The following is an 18,895-nucleotide window of genomic DNA, read 5'->3' as shown; positions in this document are numbered from 1 at the left end:
AATGTTATCTTACTTTTTGAAAACTTTTACTTCAGGTTCTTTCAGTTCAGTTTTACTATCGTGCATGATGTCGCGGTATTCCATTTTTTGCGACTTTTCACGTTTAAACGCTTCAATACGAGACTCAATAATACGACGTGGGTAGTGATTGTTCTCTACATTCACATCTGCAGTCTCCCAATGCGGATCCACGGTTACTGAAACCAGTTGCTTATCACGCTCAGTGACAATTAACTTGCTTACTGCTTTTGGTGAACGGCGCCAAATTTCAGCAGGGATATGCATCGACTCGGTGCTACCGTCAGCATAAGTTAAGTCAAGTAAGATAGGCATCACTAGACCGCCAAGGTTAGAGAAGTTCACTACGTAGTAGTTTTTATCTTCGCGAACCGCACGCTCAAACGCTTTACGCTCCCATGGGTCTAGATTGTTAAGCATTTCTTTATAGGCGTTACGTTCTTTATTGGTAACCGTCCAACGATCGTTTTCATCGTGGAAATCACGAACATCAGAATTTAATTCTACCCACGTTTTTTTGCCTTCGGCTTTGTTACGATCAACGTGTAACGAGCTTGGCTTGTCTAACTCTTCTTGGCGACGACGGTCAAAGTCGATGTCTGGGTTTTTAGTATCTAAACGTAGCTTATAAACACTATCAACGCTGATATCAACGTGGTCAGTGGTGTAAAACCAACCGTACCAGAACCAATCTAAATCAACACCAGATGCTTCTTCCATAGTGCGGAAGAAATCTGATGGCGTTGGGCGTTTGCCTTGCCAACGAAGTGCATACTCTTTGAAAGCAAAATCAAATAACTCACGACCTAAGATCACTTCACGTAGGATGTTTAATGCCACAGCTGGTTTAGCATAGGCGTTAGGGCCTAGTTTTAAGATACTATCAGACTGAGTCATGATCGGTACTTGCACGTCAGACTTCATGTAGCTGGTAATATCGCGTGGTTCAACACCCCAAGGGATCATTGGGTCCCATTCACGACCCGCAACACCGTCAAGGAAGCTGTTTAGACCTTCGTCCATCCAAGTCCATTGACGCTCATCAGAGTTAACGATCATCGGGAAGTAAATATGACCGACTTCATGGATAACAACACCGATTAGAAAACGCTTCTCAGCCAATGTGTAGGTACGAGAGCCATCTTCGTGCCACTTAGTACGAGGACCGTTAAAGGTGATCATTGGGTATTCCATACCACCTACCGGACCGTTTACACTTAGGGCTACTGGGTATGGGTAGTCAAAAGTAAAGCGCGAGTACACTTCCATAGTGTGAACCACAGATTCGGTCGAATACTTCTTCCATAAGTCGCCACCTTCTTTCGGGTAAAACGACATTGCCATAACTAACGGTTGTACATCACCACCTTGTTGGTAGCCTTTTGCATCCCACATAAACTTACGTGATGAAGCCCAGGCAAAGTCACGTACGTTTTCTGCTTTAAAGCGCCAAGTTTTGGTTGCATCTGTGCCCGCTTTTTCGTTTTCTAAGGCTTCTTCCGCAGTCACAATAAATACTGGGCGCTTAGCTGTTTCAGCGTCTTTTAAACGTTGCAGTTGAGTTTTAGTAAGTACGTCAGATTCGTTTTGCAATACACCCGTTGAAGCAACAATGTGATCGGCAGGAACGGTCATTTCAACGTCGTAATCACCAAATTCTAGGGTGAATTCACCACGTCCTAAGAATTCTTTGTTGTGCCAAGCTTCGTAATCAGAAAACGCGGCAACACGTGGGAACCACTGAGCCAATAAGAAAATATCGTTACCGCCAGGGTTGGCATCGTCAGGGAAATGCTCGTAACCCGCACGTGCTGATACCGCATTTTCTTCAACAATGTTAAAGGCGTACTTGATGTTAAATTCAATGTCATCGCCAGAAGCTAGCGGTGTTGGTAAATCGATACGTGCTTGAGCGCCAACAATCGTTGTTTTTAGCGGCTTGCCGCGGCTATCGGTTACTTCAAAAACATCGTAACCATAGCTGTTATCGGCATAGGCCTGCTGCTTACGAAGTTCTGCAAAGCTTATTTGACCAGGCTTACCAGGTGCCGGTTTGCCGGTTGCTGGACCACGGCGACCAATGCCACCAAAATCGGCCGAGCGCTCAGAAATCGAATCGCCTTTAAAGCGATTTTGCTCTAATTGGATCCATAAATACTTTAAGCGGTAAGGCGAGTTATTATAATAGTTGATGGTTTGTGTGGCGCTAAGACGACGTTTTTTCTCATCAAGAACCACATCGATGTCATAGTCCACTTGTTGTTGCCAGTACTCTTTACCTGGCTCACCTGCGGCATTACGGTAATCGTTTGGTGTCGGCAAAATCTCTTCCATTTGCCTAAATTTATCTTCAAAGTCACCTTTGGTTTGTTTTACTGCCATTGTCGAAGCTGAGCACGTAAATGCGGTGCACAGCGACGCAACAGCAAGCATGAATTTTAACTTCATATAAGCCCCTGATAATCACGATTGGCAATGCTCAAGAAGGCGATGCCATTCTGAGCAAACTAGCTTGCTAAATAAAAGCAGCTAAATGTATTGCCCCTAGTGTATTGAGTCAATAGCAGAAGCGATAAACAACCACTATTTGCGATAAAGCGTAACTCGGTAAAATGTAAAGAATCGCTGACTATATCTCATGCCATTAAACGCTAAATAGACTGATGTTGATGCTTGCGGTAGGGATGGCTTTGTGTTGTGATCTGGCAAATATATTTGTCGTATTAGCTAAACATGTTAATAGGGTCGCAGGGAGTAATGAATGAGTTCGGTTATTAACATATCGAATTTAGAGTTTAGTTGGCACAAGCAAGCCGATTTTCGTTTTCAAATCACGGATTTTAATGTTCAACAGGGTGAACGGTTATTTTTAAAAGGTCCAAGTGGCTCAGGGAAAACCACATTATTGAGTTTGCTGTGTGGTATTACCAAAGCAAACCGTGGCCAACTGAAGATGCTTGGTAAAGATTTAACGAAGATGAGCGCCGCTGAACGCGATCAGTTTCGAGCTGATCATATTGGCGTCATTTTTCAAATGTTTAATTTGATCCCGTATTTATCCACCATAGAAAATGTGTTGCTAGCGTGTCAGTTTTCACCTCGTCGTAAGCAGCGAGCGTTAGCGAGCTCGCCAACCTTAGCGGATGAAGCTAAGCGTCTTTTGGCACATTTGGATATGGCCGATGAGCACTTGTTACACAAGCCTGTAAACCAATTAAGTATTGGTCAGCAACAGCGTGTAGCCGCCGCACGAGCTCTGATGGGGGCACCTGAAATCATCGTTGCCGATGAGCCGACATCATCATTGGACGCCGATCGTTGTGAGGCATTTTTGCAATTATTGTTCAAAGAGTGCCAAGCATCGGGAGCAACACTTATCTTTGTTAGTCATGACATGCGTTTGCAGCGGGATTTTGATCGTAGTTTGGGCTTATCACGCACCTTTATTGATGGTCAGCAAGATATGGTAACGATTAATCACGAGGTGCACAGCTAATGGCGATGACAAATTTAGCGCTAAAAAGCTTTCGTAATCGTAAAGTGACCATTTTTCTGACGGTGTTATCGATAGCTCTCAGTGTGGCATTACTTATCGCCATAGAGAAAGTACGGGTACAAGCTAAAGATAGCTTTACGAGTACGATTTCTGGCACCGATTTGATTGTTGGTGCCCGCACCAGTTCGGTAAACCTATTGCTATCGTCAGTGTTTCAAATGGGAACACCCACAAACGCTATCCGTTACGAGTCATATGAAGAGATTGCCGCTCACCCTATGGTTGAATGGACGATACCGTTTTCTTTAGGTGATACGCATAAGGGCTATACCGTTATGGGGACAACGGAAGCCTTTTATCAGCACTATAAATACGGCGCTAAGCAAGCGTTGAAGATAATAGAAGGACGCTGGTTTAGCCAAGACAATCACGTTGTGATTGGTGCCGAAGTTGCTAAGATGTTGCACTATCATCTAGGTGACAAGATTATTATTTCTCATGGTGGTGCCGATAGCTACATAAAGCACGATAATGACCCGTTTATTATCGTTGGTATTTTAGCAGCAACCAGTACGCCTATTGATCGCACCGTGTTTACATCATTGGCAGGTATTGAAGCACTGCATGAAGAGCAAAAGTCGATTGCTACAGGGCATGATCCGTTTGCTCAGATGTTGGCTGATGCGCCTAAACGCCAGTCAGTTGTCACTCAGGCAGAGTCCACTCATCATGCGGAACATGAACATGAACATGAACATGAACATGAACATGAACACGAGCATGAAGGTGAGCATACACAGCCGATGATTGCGGATACAGCTCATGATGTCGCAGACCATGACCATCATCACGATGCCGATAGCATCAGTGGCTTTTATATGGGGTTAAAGCAGCGACCGCAAGCATTGACCATGATGCAAGTAGTTAATAAATATCAAGCTGAGCCATTGATGGCGATCATGCCGGGTGTGGCATTGTTGGAGTTATGGTCGGTATTGTCGGTGGTCGAAAAAACCTTGTTTGCAATATCTATTATGGTCATCCTCATTGCCTTAGCATCGATGTTGATAATTTTATTAAACAGTTTAAATCAGCGTCGTCGCGAGATGGCAATTCTTAGAGCCATCGGCGCTCGACCGGGGCACATCTTTACGCTAATGATGGGCGAAGCGTTAGCGCTTATCGCACTAGGGCTCGCGCTTGGTGTTGGCTGTTTATATGCGATATTGTTTGCTATCAAACCATTTGTATTAGACAATTTCGGTATCTATTTGCAGTTGGGTATGCCAACGACGGATGAGTTAATGTTATTGGCTCTTGTAGCTGGAGCTGGTTTATTAATCAGCTTAATACCAAGTATTCAAATATACCGTTATGCCTTGTCAGATGGCATGTCTGTAAGAAGTTAATTAGGATAAAGTATGAAAAACTTATTTGCCGCAGCGACCTTATGTATCGCTTTTGTAAGCTCCGCGGTTAATGCGCTAGATATTAAAAAAATCAGTTGGGACACCCTCAACGAACATGTAGTAAGAAAAGAAATCAAGAATCCATTTGAAGATATGGCGATTGAAGATATTCGTAAAATGCAACAAATTGCTATTGTTGAGGATATTATCAGTAGCGGTCAGCCGATTGACGATAATTCGAAGCAATTAGCGGAAAATGCCCGTATTGATTTGCAAAAAAAGGGTATTGATATCGATAAATTATTTGCTATTCGTGAACAAATTATCGCTCAACGCGAGTTAGAATACTCGTCAACTAACCCGGTGCTAGAGAACACCAACATTGAAATGTCTGGTTTTTTATTACCGCTGGAGTTTGAAGGTAAAAAAGTCAAAGAGTTTTTGCTGGTGCCTTACGTGGGCGCGTGTATTCATGAGCCACCACCGGCTGCCAATCAAATTGTTTACGCAAAACTTGAGACGCCGGTAGAGCCACCATCACTTAATTTGTTTACCGCAATTAAAGTTCAAGGTCTGATGACGTCACAAAATATGTCACCAGAGTTGAGTTTGGTTGATGGAGCGAAGCAAATCCCAACAAGCTATACGTTAGACGTTGATGCAATTGAGTTTATTGAAGCGTCTAATTAAGCCAACTTAAGTCAACGAAAGCCAATTAACGGCAATGCTTAAACTGCTAAAGCCAGACTAAATGTTTGGCTTTTTACTTTTCGCTGGTTGTGCATTTAGTTAACAGGCAATGTAACAAGGCAAAAATAGCCAGTGTTATTGCCAGTAGCAGCAAGCCAATAACGGCAAATAAGTCAGGTGCTTTCATACTGGTGGACATTAACGAACCCTGATAATAAAAGAACCAAGGGTTTTCAGGCGGAAACAGTAAGGTATGAAGATAGGCAAAAATTTTTTTAAAACCAAATGTGGCAAATAATGCGACGATTAGGCTGGTAACCGTCGTTACTAGCCAAATACGCTGACGGCGACTTGGTTTGTGTAGGCGGTAACGATAACAGATTACCAGCAGCGAGCTTAATACGGCTAAGTTAACCCACCAGAGTCGTTTGCCTTTATCAACAAGGTTGGCAACATCTTGCAGATGAATCACTTCATCTTTGGTGAGCAGAGTGTAGAAGACACCATCAACACGATAATGCAGTTGTGTTAAGCCAATGCCGCCATTATTAATCGCTGTTGCTATATCCTCAAATAATTGCAGATGTTGTGCTTTTTCGGTGGTAACAAAGTTATCTTTGTGTAAACGGTTTTGTGGCGCGTAGGTCGCAATATGCTGGTCTATAGCTAACATGTCATAAAACCATGGATAACCGTAGTCGATACCCTTGGCTATCTGCCAGGCTAATCCAAAACAACATAACAGTAATGATACACTGCAACTGTGCCATAGTAGATGTTTGATAATCTTCATGTTTATGTTTTTTGAAAGTGATGATTTTACTCTAACCTAAGCGTGTTGAGCTGACAAAAGCTTTTCGTTATGATGCTTGCCAACCATCATAGCTATCAGTGTATCGGCAGGCTGCCTGACAAGTGCTATAGTGAATGATCATCAATGTCATTGTCGCGGTACTGCATTAGCCGCGCTACAGGAGTACTGACTTTGTCAGCAAGTAATATGAATAATCCCGAGCAAATGTTAGAGAGTAATGAACACGGCCGTGTATTTGTCCGTGCGGAATATGGTGAAAACCGTATTGTGCAAATAGAACATCAATTAGCTCAGGCGTCGTTTTCACTCTATGGTGGGCAAGTTCTTACTTGGCAGCCTATAGGTCAAGCTCCGGTGTTTTGGTTAAGCCAAACTTCTGCGCTCGATGGCAGTAAAGCTATTCGAGGAGGAGTACCAATTTGCTGGCCTTGGTTTGGCCCTCGTGAAAACGCACCACAGCATGGTTTTGCACGTAACAGCCTATGGCAATTATCAGCTATCGAGATTAGTGCAGAACAGGTAATGATCGAGCTTTCTCTTGGTGGTGAGAGGCAAAGTCCTTGTTGGGATAATGCATTCGATTTAAAGCAACGCTTGATTTTTGCCGAGACATTTACGCAAGAGCTCCAATTTACCAATTTAAGCCAGCATAGCTGTGAAGTTACCGATGCTCTACACAGTTATTTTTTAGTCAGCGCGCCACAGCATGTCGCCATACCAGAGCTTAACCCCTGTATGTACGATGACAAAATAACGGGGACGGAAAATAATCCGCCGCACGACGTGTTTAGTTGCCAAGGACCTATTGATCGGGTTTATTATCATGAAGGCTCGGTAACCTTGATTGATAAAGGCATGCGTCGAGCAATCGAGATTAAAAAATCAAACAGTGAGCAGACCGTATTATGGAACCCTGATCATCATATCGCATCGACAATGACGGATGTGCACCCTGGTGGGGAAACAGAGTTTGTTTGTGTTGAGCCTGCAAATACTGAAGCGCAATCTGTTGCTGCGGGGGCAAGGTTATCTATGTCGCAAACGATTTTAGTGTACGCAATCTAAAGCGATAAATGGCGTATTTGACAGGCTCTAGTTGATTCGCAGATGATTGTGGAGTATTTGCTGGGTAAATTGCGTCTTTAAGTAAAAACCCCGCGGTAGCGTCATAAATGGACGACCATGGCGGTCATAGGCTTGCGTTTTGGCTTGGCTATTGGCGGCTTTAGGTCGTAGCTGCATCACTTGCCCGTAAGTCGCATTAATTTTTTCAACTTCTCCTAAAGCAATCATATCGGTTAGTTCTTGCCAATCCTCTGCTAGTAGCCGTTCTTCTTCTAGGTTAGGAGTCCACAAAAATGGCGTACAAACAATACGATCGGCAATGGGGATATCTCGTTCCGAAATAATTGGTACCCACAACACCTTATTTAGTTTGCGGCGCACATGACTTTGTTGCCATGTTTGTCCTGTAATACCCGTTAACGGTGCCACACTAACAAAGGTGGTTTCCAGTGGTTTTGCTTGACGATTAATCGGCAGGGTTTTTAATTCGATACCCAGCTCAGGAAAGTCAGGCAGGGGTTTAGAGCCCGCTTGCGCGCCCAGTTCTTTTTCTAACAATAAACCTATCCAACCTTTTTCACGGTTAAGTGATGTTGGTACCACAACATGATGTTTATTTGCCAACTGACCGAGCGTTAGGCCGGCAATCGCTTGGGCATGTGTTAATAATTGCTGTTCAGTCGCTGGAGTGATCATAGTAACGAGACTTTGCCATTTGTAATTATTTTGTCATGCTAGCTCCCTAAAAAGCAATGTTTGCTCAACAATTTGTGCTGCTAATGACCTTAATTAATAAGGCATACCGGCAAATGATTAATTATTTTGTTTGTTTATTTGCTCAATAGCGTTGTTTATGGAACAATCAATTTAAATTGAACGAGTTGAACAGGAGTTCATGTGATTGATGCCGAGGGCTATAGAGCCAATGTCGGCATTGTAATTACAAATGGCAAGGGACAAGTATTTTGGGCGCGTCGATACAACCAGCACTCTTGGCAATTTCCACAAGGTGGTGTCGATGATGGTGAGTCTGCAGAGCAAACCATGTATCGAGAATTGCATGAAGAAGTTGGTTTGAAACCACATCAGGTGGAAATCATCGCGAGCTCAAAACACTGGTTAAAGTACCGATTGCCAAAGAGACTGATACGTCATGACAGTAATCCTGTGTGTATTGGGCAAAAACAAAAATGGTTTTTACTCAAGTTAACCTGTGCTGATCAAGACGTTGATTTGTTGCACTCATCCCACCCTGAATTTGATGACTGGCGTTGGGTGAGTTACTGGTATCCGGTACGGCAAGTCGTCTCTTTTAAACGGGATGTGTATCGACGGGTAATGAAGGAGTTTGCACCGATAGCGCTACCCAAGGGACAATTTGATAGCCAAGAGCAAGGACAGCAGAAGTATCGAAAAAATCCCAATCAACGACGTAATCAACGGCGTCGTAAGTCGAAGGGCATCTAGTAATTGCATTGCTAAAGCTAAGAAAAAGACCGCGATTTATCGCGGTCTTTTTGTTTGTTGTAAGGTTGTTTTTCTAGTGCTAAACACGAGAGCGTGTTGATCTTTTGAGGTTGTTTTTGCAGCAATGTATGATGTTTTTATACAAGGCAGAACTTATGCTGCGCGGTTGCTCCACATAAGTAAGTGATAACACAGTAGAAAGGCGTCATAAAAGCTGTCCTTTAGATTCGTTTAAATGCATTTTTTTCATTGTTACTTGCTCTGTGCGTAGAATAACTATGCGTATCACAAGTGCGGCGATAAAAATGCATTTAATTCGAACAAAATTTAACCCTGAAAGATCAACACGCTCTAATCTATCGTCGTATTCTTATTGCTGTTATTTAATAAGTTGCTGATTTTTAATAGTAACATTTTTGCGGTATACTTAGTGTTCACCGCGCCGTCATCATCATTTGGTCTTTGTGGATACTATCGCCAAAGCTGTCATGGTATTACTGGCAATCACCAAACCAGCTCTGTCATGAGTAACAATAACGGCATATGGCATAAATAAGGGAAATCATGTTAACCACGCTTCGCCGTATCGTTTTAGCATTTAATCAACAACCTGAATTAGATGTTGCTTTGAGCAATATGGTGAGTGATGTCAAAACAGCTCTGGCGACCGATTGTTGCTCTGTGTATTTGGCCGATGATAGCAAACAGCATTTTTTGTTGATGGCATCAGATGGTTTGGCGCAAGGTTCGTTGGGGCGCACAGCCATTGGCTTTTCCGAAGGATTAGTCGGTTTAGTGGGGCAACGGGAAGAGCCTATTAATATCGATAATGCCCAACAGCATCCGCGCTTTAAATACGCTCCTGAAGTTGAAGAAGATGATTTATTCGCCTTTTTAGGTACGCCAATAATCCATCAACGTCGAGTAGTTGGCGTGTTAACCGTGCAGCAAAAACAAGCGCGCCAGTTTGATGAGAACGAAGAGGCCTTTTTAGTCACCTTGTCGGCGCAATTAGCTGGTGCCATAGCCAATATTGACAGCAAAGGCAGTAGAACTCGTTTAGCATCACTGCCGTCCAAGCCGTTTTTACAAGGCATTCCTAGCTCTCCAGGCGTTGCCATTGGCAACATATTTGTCAGTTATCCTAAAGCCCAATTAAGCAGTGTCAGTCTAACCAAAACGGAGCAACCAAAGGAGCAGGCCGCGGCCTTAAAACAAGCCTTACAGCGCACACGCTCTGACCTGACCAAAATGGCCGAACAAATGCAGGGAGTTATTCCCCAAGATACGCTCGAAATATTCGAAATGTATCGTCATATGTTGGAAAGTGCCACCATAGGTAATGAAATATATGACAAAATTGCCGAAGGTTGGGATGCTCAAAGTGCGCTCAAGTTGATCATTGATCAATATGTTGTGCAATTTGAAGGTGTCGAGGATGCCTATATTCGAGAGCGAGCAACGGACATTAAAGATCTTGGAAATCGGGTGTTATTGCATTTGCAAGAAAATGAAGCACAACATATAGCTGTACCTGACGATATGATTTTGGTGGCCGAGGAGGTGACGGCTGCGCTGTTAGCGGAATTTCAACAAAGCCAAATTCGCGCGGTTGTATCGCTCCGTGGTTCAACCAATTCCCATGCGGTGATCTTGGCAAGAGCGTTAGGTATTCCAGCTGTCGTTGGTCTTGGTCAAATGTCGTTAGCGTCGTTTCGTAACCAACAAGCGATTGTTGATGGCTACTCTGGTGAAGTATATCTATCGCCCAAGGCGTCAATCTTAACTAAATATCGACGCCTGCAACGTGAAGAGCAAGAGCTGAACCAAATTATCGCTAAGGTGATTAACTTGCCGGCGATCACCCGCGATGGTCGCTCGATTGAATTATTATTAAACGCCGGATTAAGTTCGCAATTTGATGAGTCAATGAAAAATGGCGCATCCGGTATTGGTTTGTATCGCACTGAAATACCATTTATGGAGCGCAATTGCTTTCCTTCTGAGCAAGAACAATATCAATGGTACCAAGTTGTGCTGGCATCGTTTCCGCGTCAACCTGTGGTGATGCGCACCTTAGATATCGGTGGCGATAAAGAACTGACATATTTTCCGGTTGAAGAAAGCAATCCGTTTTTAGGTTGGCGAGGTATTCGTATTACCCTTGATCATCCGGAAATATTTTTGGTGCAAATTCGCGCCATGTTAAAAGCCAACGCTGATTCCGGCAACCTAGAAATTATGTTGCCGATGATATCTAATGTGAGTGAAGTGGACGAGGCGATAACATTAATCAAACAGGCGCACGCTGAAGTGAGTAGCGAGTTACAGCAACAGCTAGCAAAACCCAAACTTGGTGTCATGATTGAGGTGCCATCGGTTATTTTTCAACTTGATGAGCTCGCGCAGCGTGTTGACTTTTTTTCTGTTGGCAGTAACGATTTAACGCAATACCTGTTAGCGGTTGACCGCAACAATGCCCGGGTATCTGGCCTGTATGATGTTTATCACCCATCCGTACTTAGAGCATTAAACTTTATTGCTGAGCGAGCACAAAAAAATCTTATTGAATTAAGTTTATGTGGCGAATTAGCTGGAGAGCCTGCTGGTGCATTATTGCTACTTGCAATGGGTTACGACAAGTTAAGTATGACCTCGAAAAGTATCCCCAAAGTGAAGTGGGTGGTGCGTAATGTCGAATTTAAACACAGTCAGAAAATATTAGCGCATTGCTTGCAATGTGCGACATCAGAACAAGTGCACGCTTACTTAAATCGTGAATTAGAGCAGCTAGGTTTCGGTAGTTTCGTGCGAGCAGGTAAGTAATTGCCCAAGCGTGTATCCCCTTTATGGGATGCGCTACAATGTAATCAGTAGAGACAAAAATTTAAATCATGTTTTTCTCCGTTTTTCTTGCTTGCATGGTCATCGGTGCCTTTGTTGGTATACTCGCTGGGTTGCTGGGTATCGGTGGTGGCTTGGTCATTGTTCCTGCTTTGGTTGTCTTACTGCCAAAATTTGCTGTGGATCAGAGTGTGGTGATGCCAATCGCCTTAGCATCATCGCTGGCATCCATCGTCGTCACCTCATCGAGTGCGGCGTTTAGCCATCATAAGCTAGGTAATATACCCTGGCGTTTTACCAAAAAGTTAATGGTATGGGTTGCAGTGGGTGCCGTCGTCGGTGCCAACTTGGCTGATTTATTACCCGCAAAGGCATTAAAAAGCTTGTTTGCCGCCTTTGTTATTGCCCTTGCCAGTTATATGATCTTTTCTATTCGTAAACCGGTACAGCGCAGTATGCCTGCCAACAAAGTGGTGCAAGCCGTTGCCGGTATCAGTGGGGTTATAGCCAGTCTGATGGGCATCAGTGGTGGGGCTATTTTGATCCCATATTTAACCTATTGTGGTTTGAATTTACTCCATGCCATCGGTATTTCCACGGCCTGCGGTATGATAGTGTCGCTTTTTGGCACGATGGCGTTTATGATAGCAGGACTTGGTAACCCAGATTTGCCTAGTTGGAGTCTAGGGTATGTATTTTGGCCTGCCGTACTTGGTATAGCCAGTACATCAACCATTGCCGCACGTTTCGGGGTAAAACTCGCTAATCGGTTACCAGTAAAGACAATAAAAAAAGTATTCGCTGCATTTTTAATTTTAGTGGCGATAAATATGATGTTCTAATATGGATTATCTATGACATTAGCAGCTATTCAGTTTCCACAAATTGATCCTATTATTTTTTCCATTGGTCCCGTATCGTTACGCTGGTACGGATTTATGTATTTATTAGGGTTTATCTTTGCCATCCTCTACGCTAATCGCGTCGCTGACAAATCAAACGGTGTATGGACTCGCGATCAGGTAAGTGATTTAATCTTCTACGGTTTTTTAGGGGTGATCCTCGGTGGCCGTATCGGTTATGTGTTGTTTTATAATTTCGATTATTTCCTAACAGACCCATTATATTTATTCAAAATTTGGACCGGTGGAATGTCATTCCACGGTGGCTTACTTGGGGTTATTGTGGCCATCGCAATTTTTGCCCATAAAGAGAAGAAAACGTTTTTACAAGTAGGTGACTTTGTTGCTCCTTTGGTGCCATTTGGTTTAGGTGCTGGACGTATCGGTAACTTTATCAATGCAGAGCTTTGGGGACGCGAAAGTGATGTGCCGTGGGCTATGGTATTTCCGACCGATGCCAAAGGGCTTGCCCGTCATCCATCCCAACTGTATGAGTTTTTCTTAGAAGGTGTGGTGTTATTCTTTATGGTGTACTTTGTTAGCAAATACACCAAAGCCAGTGGCGTTGCCAGTGGTACCTTTTTAGCGGGCTATGGAACATTCCGTTTTATCGTCGAGTTTTTCCGTGAACCAGATGCCCATTTAGGTTTTATTTTTAGTTTTATTTCTATGGGCCAAGTGTTGTCGTTACCGATGATCATCATTGGTATTGGTCTCATTGTTTGGGGGCTAAAGCACAACAGTAATTCGCAACGAGCGGGAGCAAAATAATGAAGCAGTATTTACAATTATGCCAACGCATTATTGATGAAGGTGTTTGGGTTGATAATAAGCGTACCGGTAAACGCTGTCTAACCGTGATTAATGCCGACTTAGAATATCAAGTTGGCAAAAATCAATTTCCATTAATCACTACCCGTAAGAGCTTTTATAAAGCGGCTATTGCTGAACTCCTTGGCTACATTAAAGGCTACGATAACGCGGCGGACTTTCGTGCTCTGGGTACCAAAACTTGGGACGCCAATGCCAATGAGAACAGTGCCTGGTTAAACAATCCGTACCGTAAAGGCGAAGACGATATGGGGCGTGTTTACGGCGTACAAGGGCGTGCTTGGCAAAAGCCGGATGGTGGTAGTATCGACCAGCTGAAAAAGGTGGTTGAAAATCTCAAAAACGGTGTTGACGATCGCGGTGAAATCATTAGTTTTTACAACCCTGGTGAATTTCATATGGGCTGTCTACGCCCATGTATGCACACCCATAATTTTTCGCTACTCGGTGATACCCTGTATCTAACCAGTTTCCAGCGTTCATGTGATGTCCCTTTAGGTTTGAATTTTAATCAAATTCAGGTGTTTACGTTCTTAGCGTTGATGGCACAAATCACCGGTCACAAGGCCGGTACGGCGTACCATAAAATTGTTAATGCGCATATTTACGAAGATCAATTAGATTTAATGCAAAATGTGCAATTAAAACGTGAACCGTTTCCATCGCCGCAGCTGGAAATCAACCCAGATATCAAAACACTCGACGATGTAGAAAAATGGGTAACCGCGGATGACTTTAAAGTGACTGGCTACCAGCACCACGATCCAATTCAGTATCCATTTTCGGTATAAGCCAAGCTAACATCACTAACCAATAAAAGAGGACACAACGTCCTCTTTTTTATGAGTTCGCATAGTGTGTTATTAATGCGGTATACGTGGTAATCAAAAGCAGATCATAAATGCAGTGAATATGCTTTTGCCTTGGCTTGATATAATAGATAATGTAACGAAATACAGGATACGCCTAAGGCATTATTATGGTTAGCTTTATGGGCTTGTGCTGACGATAACAAAGGAATCATGGTATGGAGATCATTAAGTCATGACGATTAACTACATTCTTGGGATTGATGGTGGTGGCACCAAGACCATTGCTCGATTAGAGCATGTCGCTGGTGCAAAGCACTATCATGCAAGCGCGGGTGCAAGTTCGTTGACTAATGACTTTGATGGCGCATGTCGTAACTTAGTGACGTTAATCGATGATCTATTGGCGCAAGCCAAGGCTACAGCAGAAGAAACTGCTGTGGTGATGGGGCTTGCCGGGGCTGGAAACGCAGTACAAGTTGCTCGCTTAAAGGATTATCTCTCGTATTCATTTGCATATATCGACATTGTCAATGACGCGACAACCTCACTCTATGGTGCGAATTTAGGTAAACCTGTTGCTGTTGTTGCGTTAGGGACGGGCTCCGTTGGTGCATTATTAACACAAGATAAGCAAGAGTTATATACCGGGGGGTGGGGCTTTCCTATCGGCGATGAAGGCAGTGGTGCACTGCTCGGGTTTAACGCCGTCAAGGTGTTATTGCATGAATTGGACGCACGAACATCGCCTCTTAGCGACTTAGCACAATATATTCAAAACCACCTTGGCATAACACACACCGACATTTTGACTTGGCTCGCATCGGCTAAACCCGCAGATTATGCACGTTTCGCTGAGTCGGTATTTAAACTAGCCGAGCATTGCCCAACAGCGAAGGCGTTGCTAAGTCGCCATATGGCTGATGTCGAGCAGTTGATCGAACTTAGCTGCCAGCAAACTCAAGTGCCTGTTGTATTGATGGGCGGCTTAGCAAAGGCGACCTTGCCTCATCTTAGTGAACGTTACCAACAGCGATGCCAGATAAGTCGCGGCACATCGCTTGATGGTGCTTGTTATCTAGCTCGTCAGTACTGCCTCAGGCAATCAACTGAACAATCAACAGAGCACATTCCAATCGACCAAAGCGGTGCCTCAGCTGACAATGTAACGCCAGAACATGCAGACGAAACCTCTGTTTTGTTGCAGCAGCTTAATAGCTTGGTTTCAGAGGGACGTAATCCACGAACGATGGATATTGATCTGCATAATTCGCTAGAAATTGTGCGCCAAATCAATGACGAAGATATGAACGTTGCCGGTGCGGTACAGGCGTGTTTAACGCCGATAAGCCAAGCTGTTGATGCGATAGTTGCGGCATTTGCCAAAGGCGGACGTTTGATTTATATCGGCGCAGGCACCAGTGGCCGCTTAGGCATACTTGATGCGGTAGAGTGTCCGCCTACCTTCAGTACCCCAGATGACATGGTCATTGGCTTAATTGCTGGTGGTGATGGCGCTATTTATAAAGCCGTAGAGGGTGCCGAAGATGAGCCAGAAGCGGCTGTTGCGGATTTACAAGACATCGACTTTGATGCAAATGATGTATTGGTAGGTATTGCTGCGAGTGGCAGGACACCTTATGTTATCGGTGGCTTAGACTACGCAAATCAACTCGGGGCGATGACGGTATCGTTATCCTGCAACCCAAATTCACCAATTGCCACGCAAGCAAAAATCCACATTTGTCCTATTGTCGGTCCAGAAGTGCTCACCGGTTCAACGCGATTAAAGTCAGGCACAGCACAAAAATTAGTGCTTAACATGCTTACCACAGCAAGTATGATCCGCTCAGGAAAAAGTTATCAAAATCTGATGGTTGATGTACATGCCAGTAACGAAAAACTGCACGCACGTGCGGTGCGCATTGTTATGCAAGCAACTAATTGCCAACAACAGCAGGCAATTTCGGCATTAAAGGTGTGTGATAACAAGGTGAAATTGGCAATCTTGCATGTGTTAACCGGGCTTGGTTTGAGTGAGGGGGAGCAGTTGCTTGCCCTGCACAGTGGTTTTTTACGGCGGGCTTTGATGGCTTATCGAGGTGAGTAGATAGCAGTAAGTAAAGCTGCTACAGGGTGAAATGCGTTTACAAAGTTTGCCCTATTGAGGGCTTACTGGTGTCGATAGCGAATTTGTTGTTTGTTATGTGTACATTATTTGCGTGCCACTTTCCCGTTAAAGTGCATTAGACGCTAGGGGCCTGCTTATAGTTGGTGGTTGGTAGCTTGCAGTCACTAAATTGCAGATAAAAAAAATACCGCCAGAAGGCGGTATTTCTCAAGAACACAATGCTATCAGGCGATTATAACGCTTTGATTTTTGCATTTAAGCGGCTCTTAGCACGAGCTGCTTTGTTCTTGTGGATTAAACCTTTACTTGCGTAACGGTCTAAAATTGGTGTAGCTGCTGCAAGTTCTTGCATTGCAACTTCTTTGTTACCTGCTTCGATAGCAGCAATAACTTTCTTCACGTAAGTACGCATCATAGAGCGACGTGAAGCGTTGTGTTGGCGACGCTTCTCTGATTGGATAGCGCGCTTCTTAGCAGACTTAGAGTTAGCCAAGGTGAGCTCCTAAAATAAAATAAATATAGCCATAATTTAAGGCCGTGAAATATGCCTGTTTTTTCAACCAATGTCAAACTTTTTATCCGATTAATGACGGATAAGCAGTGATTAAGATGAATTAGCTGTTTTAACCGGGCCCATCAAAGGCTATGATATTACCACACTTAAGCCTCAGTACGAAGTTTTCCCAAGCTTCGTTGCTAAATAGATACAAATAATAAGCAAGGAGCAGCAATTTTGGCGAAAAAATTGCTCAAGTCAGGCCTCATCGTTAGCTTTATGACTCTTATTTCTCGTGTACTCGGTCTGGTACGCGACATCGTGATTGCGGACAAAATTGGTACCAGTGCGGGCGCCGATGTGTTCTTTTTTGCCAATAAAATCCCCAACTTTCTGCGTCGTTTGTTTGCCGAAGGGGCTTTTGCCCAAGCGTTTGTGCCGGTATTAGCTGAGTATCAACATGACGATGATAAAAATGGCAGTCAACACAGCCGGGAGTTGATTGCTAAGGTCAGCGGTACGTTAGGCGTCATTGTTAGCATCGTCACCTTGTTTGGTATGATCGCCACGCCAGTGGTGGTTGCTTTATTTGGTTTTGGCTGGTTTATGGATTGGCTCAACGATGGCCCTAATGCCGCAAAATTTGACTTAGCATCGAGCTTATTAACCATTACCTTTCCCTATTTATGGTTTATTAGTTTAACCGCATTAGCGGGATCTATTCTTAATACGCTTGGCAAGTTTGCTGCTGCGGCGTTTACTCCGGTGCTACTTAATGTTTGTATTATTGTTGCTGCAATCTATGCTTCTTCATACTTTGCTGAGCCAGCGTACGCGCTCGCTTGGGGGGTATTTTTTGGTGGCTTAACACAGTTTTTATTTCAAATTCCATTTCTTGTTAAAGCCGGTGTTTTGGTGAAGCCTAGCTGGGGTTGGTCGCATCCAGGGGTACGAAAAATTCGCAAGTTACTGATCCCGGCCTTGTTTGGTGTATCGGTTACGCAAATCAATTTACTACTCGACACCCTTATCGCCAGTTTCTTGATAACGGGTTCCATCAGTTGGCTGTATTACGCCGATCGCTTGCTAGAGTTCCCATTGGGTTTATTTGGTATCGCTATTGCTACCATTATCTTGCCAAACCTTTCGCGCTTGCACGCAGGTAAAGACCAACGAGCCTTTGCCCATACGTTAGGCTGGGGCTTAAAAGTGGTTAGTTTGTTAGGCTGGCCGGCAATGGCGGGACTAATGGTGTTGGCACAACCGATTATTATGATTTTGTTTATGCGCGGTGAGTTTACCCAGCAAGATGTCTTACAAGTATCTTATGCGTTGTTTGCCTACATGAGTGGCTTACTTAGCTTTATGTTTATCAAAATACTCGCGCCTGGCTATTACGCAAGGCAAGATACCAAGACCCCCGTGAGTATTGCCATCAAGGCTATGGTTGCTAACATGGTATTTAATTTAATGTTGGCGCCATTTTTTGGTTATGTTGGTCTGGCCATGGCGACCGCTCTATCGGCGACATTAAATGCCGTATTGCTCTACCGTGGCTTGCAGGCGCAACAAATTTATCAGCTTGATAGACAAAGTAAATCGGTCATTATCCGCTTGATAATTGCCGCTGTTATTATGGCTGTCGCGCTGTTTTTTATCTCACCGATGTTTGCCGTATGGTTGCACATGAGTGTGAGCCAGCAAATAGGTTATTTGCTGGCATTAATTTTGGCCGGGGTATGTATTTATGCGTTAAGTGCGTTTGCCCTTGGGGTACGGGCACGTCATTTTATCGCCCATTAACGACATGATGATCTGCGTGTTATCATTGAATGTAAGCAAGTGACTGGCGGTGAATACAAAAAATCCATGAAAAGTTTGGCAATCATGGGTTTTATTGCTGATTAATCATCCGCACTGATA

At 43.9% G+C, this 18,895-nt stretch carries 15 protein-coding genes and 1 pseudogene; 12 read left to right on the top strand and 4 right to left on the bottom strand.

Going from position 1 to position 18,895, the window contains the following annotated elements; translation table 11 throughout:
- Positions 1-9 precede the first annotated feature (9 nt).
- Complete coding sequence (locus ACAX20_RS11715; protein ID WP_371189645.1) at positions 10-2,451, bottom strand: M1 family metallopeptidase; 2,442 nt, start codon at positions 2,449-2,451, stop codon at positions 10-12.
- Positions 2,452-2,779: 328 nt separating this feature from the next.
- On the opposite strand from ACAX20_RS11715, the gene ACAX20_RS11710 reads away from it, so the two are divergent.
- From ACAX20_RS11710 to ACAX20_RS11700, 3 genes are read left to right on the top strand one after another with little or no spacing between them, the layout of a single operon-like run.
- On the top strand, positions 2,780-3,514 hold the full coding sequence (locus tag ACAX20_RS11710; protein WP_371186394.1) for an ABC transporter ATP-binding protein: 735 nt from the start codon (positions 2,780-2,782) through the stop codon (positions 3,512-3,514).
- Positions 3,514-4,923, top strand: coding sequence for an ABC transporter permease (locus ACAX20_RS11705; RefSeq protein ID WP_371186392.1), 1,410 nt, complete (start codon positions 3,514-3,516; stop codon positions 4,921-4,923). The genes ACAX20_RS11710 and ACAX20_RS11705 overlap by 1 nt, the downstream gene beginning before the upstream one ends.
- A gap of 12 nt (positions 4,924-4,935) precedes the next feature.
- The gene (locus ACAX20_RS11700; RefSeq protein WP_371186391.1) at positions 4,936-5,613 is read left to right on the top strand and encodes a DUF3299 domain-containing protein; all 678 of its coding nucleotides are present in this window, start codon (positions 4,936-4,938) and stop codon (positions 5,611-5,613) included.
- Positions 5,614-5,686: 73 nt separating this feature from the next.
- Here ACAX20_RS11700 and ACAX20_RS11695 read toward each other — a convergent pair whose 3' ends face one another.
- A complete protein-coding gene (locus ACAX20_RS11695) occupies positions 5,687-6,406 on the bottom strand; it encodes a DUF1461 domain-containing protein (RefSeq protein ID WP_371186389.1) in 720 nt (239 codons plus the stop codon).
- A gap of 192 nt (positions 6,407-6,598) precedes the next feature.
- Between ACAX20_RS11695 and ACAX20_RS11690 the strand changes: the two genes are divergently transcribed.
- Positions 6,599-7,492, top strand: coding sequence for a D-hexose-6-phosphate mutarotase (locus tag ACAX20_RS11690; RefSeq protein ID WP_371186387.1), 894 nt, complete (start codon positions 6,599-6,601; stop codon positions 7,490-7,492).
- A gap of 27 nt (positions 7,493-7,519) precedes the next feature.
- Here ACAX20_RS11690 and mutH read toward each other — a convergent pair whose 3' ends face one another.
- Positions 7,520-8,188: a DNA mismatch repair endonuclease MutH gene (gene mutH / locus ACAX20_RS11685; RefSeq protein ID WP_371186385.1), complete on the bottom strand. Its 669-nt coding sequence runs from the start codon at positions 8,186-8,188 to the stop codon at positions 7,520-7,522.
- A gap of 201 nt (positions 8,189-8,389) precedes the next feature.
- On the opposite strand from mutH, the gene rppH reads away from it, so the two are divergent.
- The 7 genes and pseudogenes from rppH to murQ all read left to right on the top strand — a co-directional run bounded on the left by rppH (position 8,390) and on the right by murQ (position 16,455).
- Positions 8,390-8,959: an RNA pyrophosphohydrolase gene (gene rppH / locus ACAX20_RS11680; protein ID WP_371186383.1), complete on the top strand. Its 570-nt coding sequence runs from the start codon at positions 8,390-8,392 to the stop codon at positions 8,957-8,959.
- Between the two features lie 564 nt (positions 8,960-9,523).
- Positions 9,524-11,785: a phosphoenolpyruvate--protein phosphotransferase gene (ptsP, locus tag ACAX20_RS11675; RefSeq protein WP_371186381.1), complete on the top strand. Its 2,262-nt coding sequence runs from the start codon at positions 9,524-9,526 to the stop codon at positions 11,783-11,785.
- A 68-nt stretch (positions 11,786-11,853) separates the two neighbouring features.
- Positions 11,854-12,645 (top strand): sulfite exporter TauE/SafE family protein, encoded by a 792-nt coding sequence (locus ACAX20_RS11670; protein ID WP_371186379.1) that lies wholly within the window; start codon positions 11,854-11,856, stop codon positions 12,643-12,645.
- Positions 12,646-12,657: 12 nt separating this feature from the next.
- Positions 12,658-13,476, top strand: coding sequence for a prolipoprotein diacylglyceryl transferase (lgt, locus tag ACAX20_RS11665; RefSeq protein WP_371186377.1), 819 nt, complete (start codon positions 12,658-12,660; stop codon positions 13,474-13,476).
- Positions 13,476-14,327 carry a thymidylate synthase gene (locus ACAX20_RS11660; RefSeq protein WP_371186376.1) on the top strand — a complete coding sequence of 284 codons (852 nt, stop codon included), beginning with the start codon at positions 13,476-13,478 and terminating at the stop codon, positions 14,325-14,327. The genes lgt and ACAX20_RS11660 overlap by 1 nt, the downstream gene beginning before the upstream one ends.
- A gap of 253 nt (positions 14,328-14,580) precedes the next feature.
- Positions 14,581-15,333 (top strand): annotated as a pseudogene (locus tag ACAX20_RS11655) (BadF/BadG/BcrA/BcrD ATPase family protein); the annotation flags it as partial.
- 210 nt (positions 15,334-15,543) lie between these two features.
- The gene (gene murQ / locus ACAX20_RS11650) at positions 15,544-16,455 is read left to right on the top strand and encodes an N-acetylmuramic acid 6-phosphate etherase (RefSeq protein ID WP_371189643.1); all 912 of its coding nucleotides are present in this window, start codon (positions 15,544-15,546) and stop codon (positions 16,453-16,455) included.
- A gap of 253 nt (positions 16,456-16,708) precedes the next feature.
- Here the strand turns inward: murQ and rpsT are convergent, their stop codons facing one another.
- The gene (rpsT, locus tag ACAX20_RS11645) at positions 16,709-16,969 is read right to left on the bottom strand and encodes a 30S ribosomal protein S20 (protein ID WP_371186374.1); all 261 of its coding nucleotides are present in this window, start codon (positions 16,967-16,969) and stop codon (positions 16,709-16,711) included.
- A gap of 240 nt (positions 16,970-17,209) precedes the next feature.
- Here rpsT and murJ point away from each other — a divergent pair, with 240 nt between their 5' ends.
- A complete protein-coding gene (gene murJ, locus ACAX20_RS11640) occupies positions 17,210-18,775 on the top strand; it encodes a murein biosynthesis integral membrane protein MurJ (RefSeq protein ID WP_371186372.1) in 1,566 nt (521 codons plus the stop codon).
- Positions 18,776-18,895: the final 120 nt, after the last annotated feature.

Origin of the sequence: Thalassotalea sp. Sam97, from assembly GCF_041379765.1 — a bacterium.
GTDB classification, from domain to species: domain Bacteria; phylum Pseudomonadota; class Gammaproteobacteria; order Enterobacterales; family Alteromonadaceae; genus Thalassotalea_A; species Thalassotalea_A maritima.
The sequence above is the reverse complement of the archived record's forward strand: the minus strand, read 5'-3'. Positions and strand labels throughout refer to the sequence as shown.

Excerpts from the sequence above, each read along its gene's own strand:
- ACAX20_RS11715 (WP_371189645.1), bottom strand. The coding sequence starts at position 2,451 with ATGCTTGCTGTTGCGTCGCTGTGCACCGCATTTACGTGCTCAGCTTCG.
- ACAX20_RS11710 (WP_371186394.1), top strand. The coding sequence starts at position 2,780 with ATGAGTTCGGTTATTAACATATCGAATTTAGAGTTTAGTTGGCACAAG.
- ACAX20_RS11705 (WP_371186392.1), top strand. The coding sequence starts at position 3,514 with ATGGCGATGACAAATTTAGCGCTAAAAAGCTTTCGTAATCGTAAAGTG.
- ACAX20_RS11700 (WP_371186391.1), top strand. The coding sequence starts at position 4,936 with ATGAAAAACTTATTTGCCGCAGCGACCTTATGTATCGCTTTTGTAAGC.
- ACAX20_RS11695 (WP_371186389.1), bottom strand. The coding sequence starts at position 6,406 with ATGAAGATTATCAAACATCTACTATGGCACAGTTGCAGTGTATCATTA.
- mutH (WP_371186385.1), bottom strand. The coding sequence starts at position 8,188 with ATGATCACTCCAGCGACTGAACAGCAATTATTAACACATGCCCAAGCG.
- ptsP (WP_371186381.1), top strand. The coding sequence starts at position 9,524 with ATGTTAACCACGCTTCGCCGTATCGTTTTAGCATTTAATCAACAACCT.
- ACAX20_RS11670 (WP_371186379.1), top strand. The coding sequence starts at position 11,854 with ATGTTTTTCTCCGTTTTTCTTGCTTGCATGGTCATCGGTGCCTTTGTT.
- lgt (WP_371186377.1), top strand. The coding sequence starts at position 12,658 with ATGACATTAGCAGCTATTCAGTTTCCACAAATTGATCCTATTATTTTT.
- ACAX20_RS11660 (WP_371186376.1), top strand. The coding sequence starts at position 13,476 with ATGAAGCAGTATTTACAATTATGCCAACGCATTATTGATGAAGGTGTT.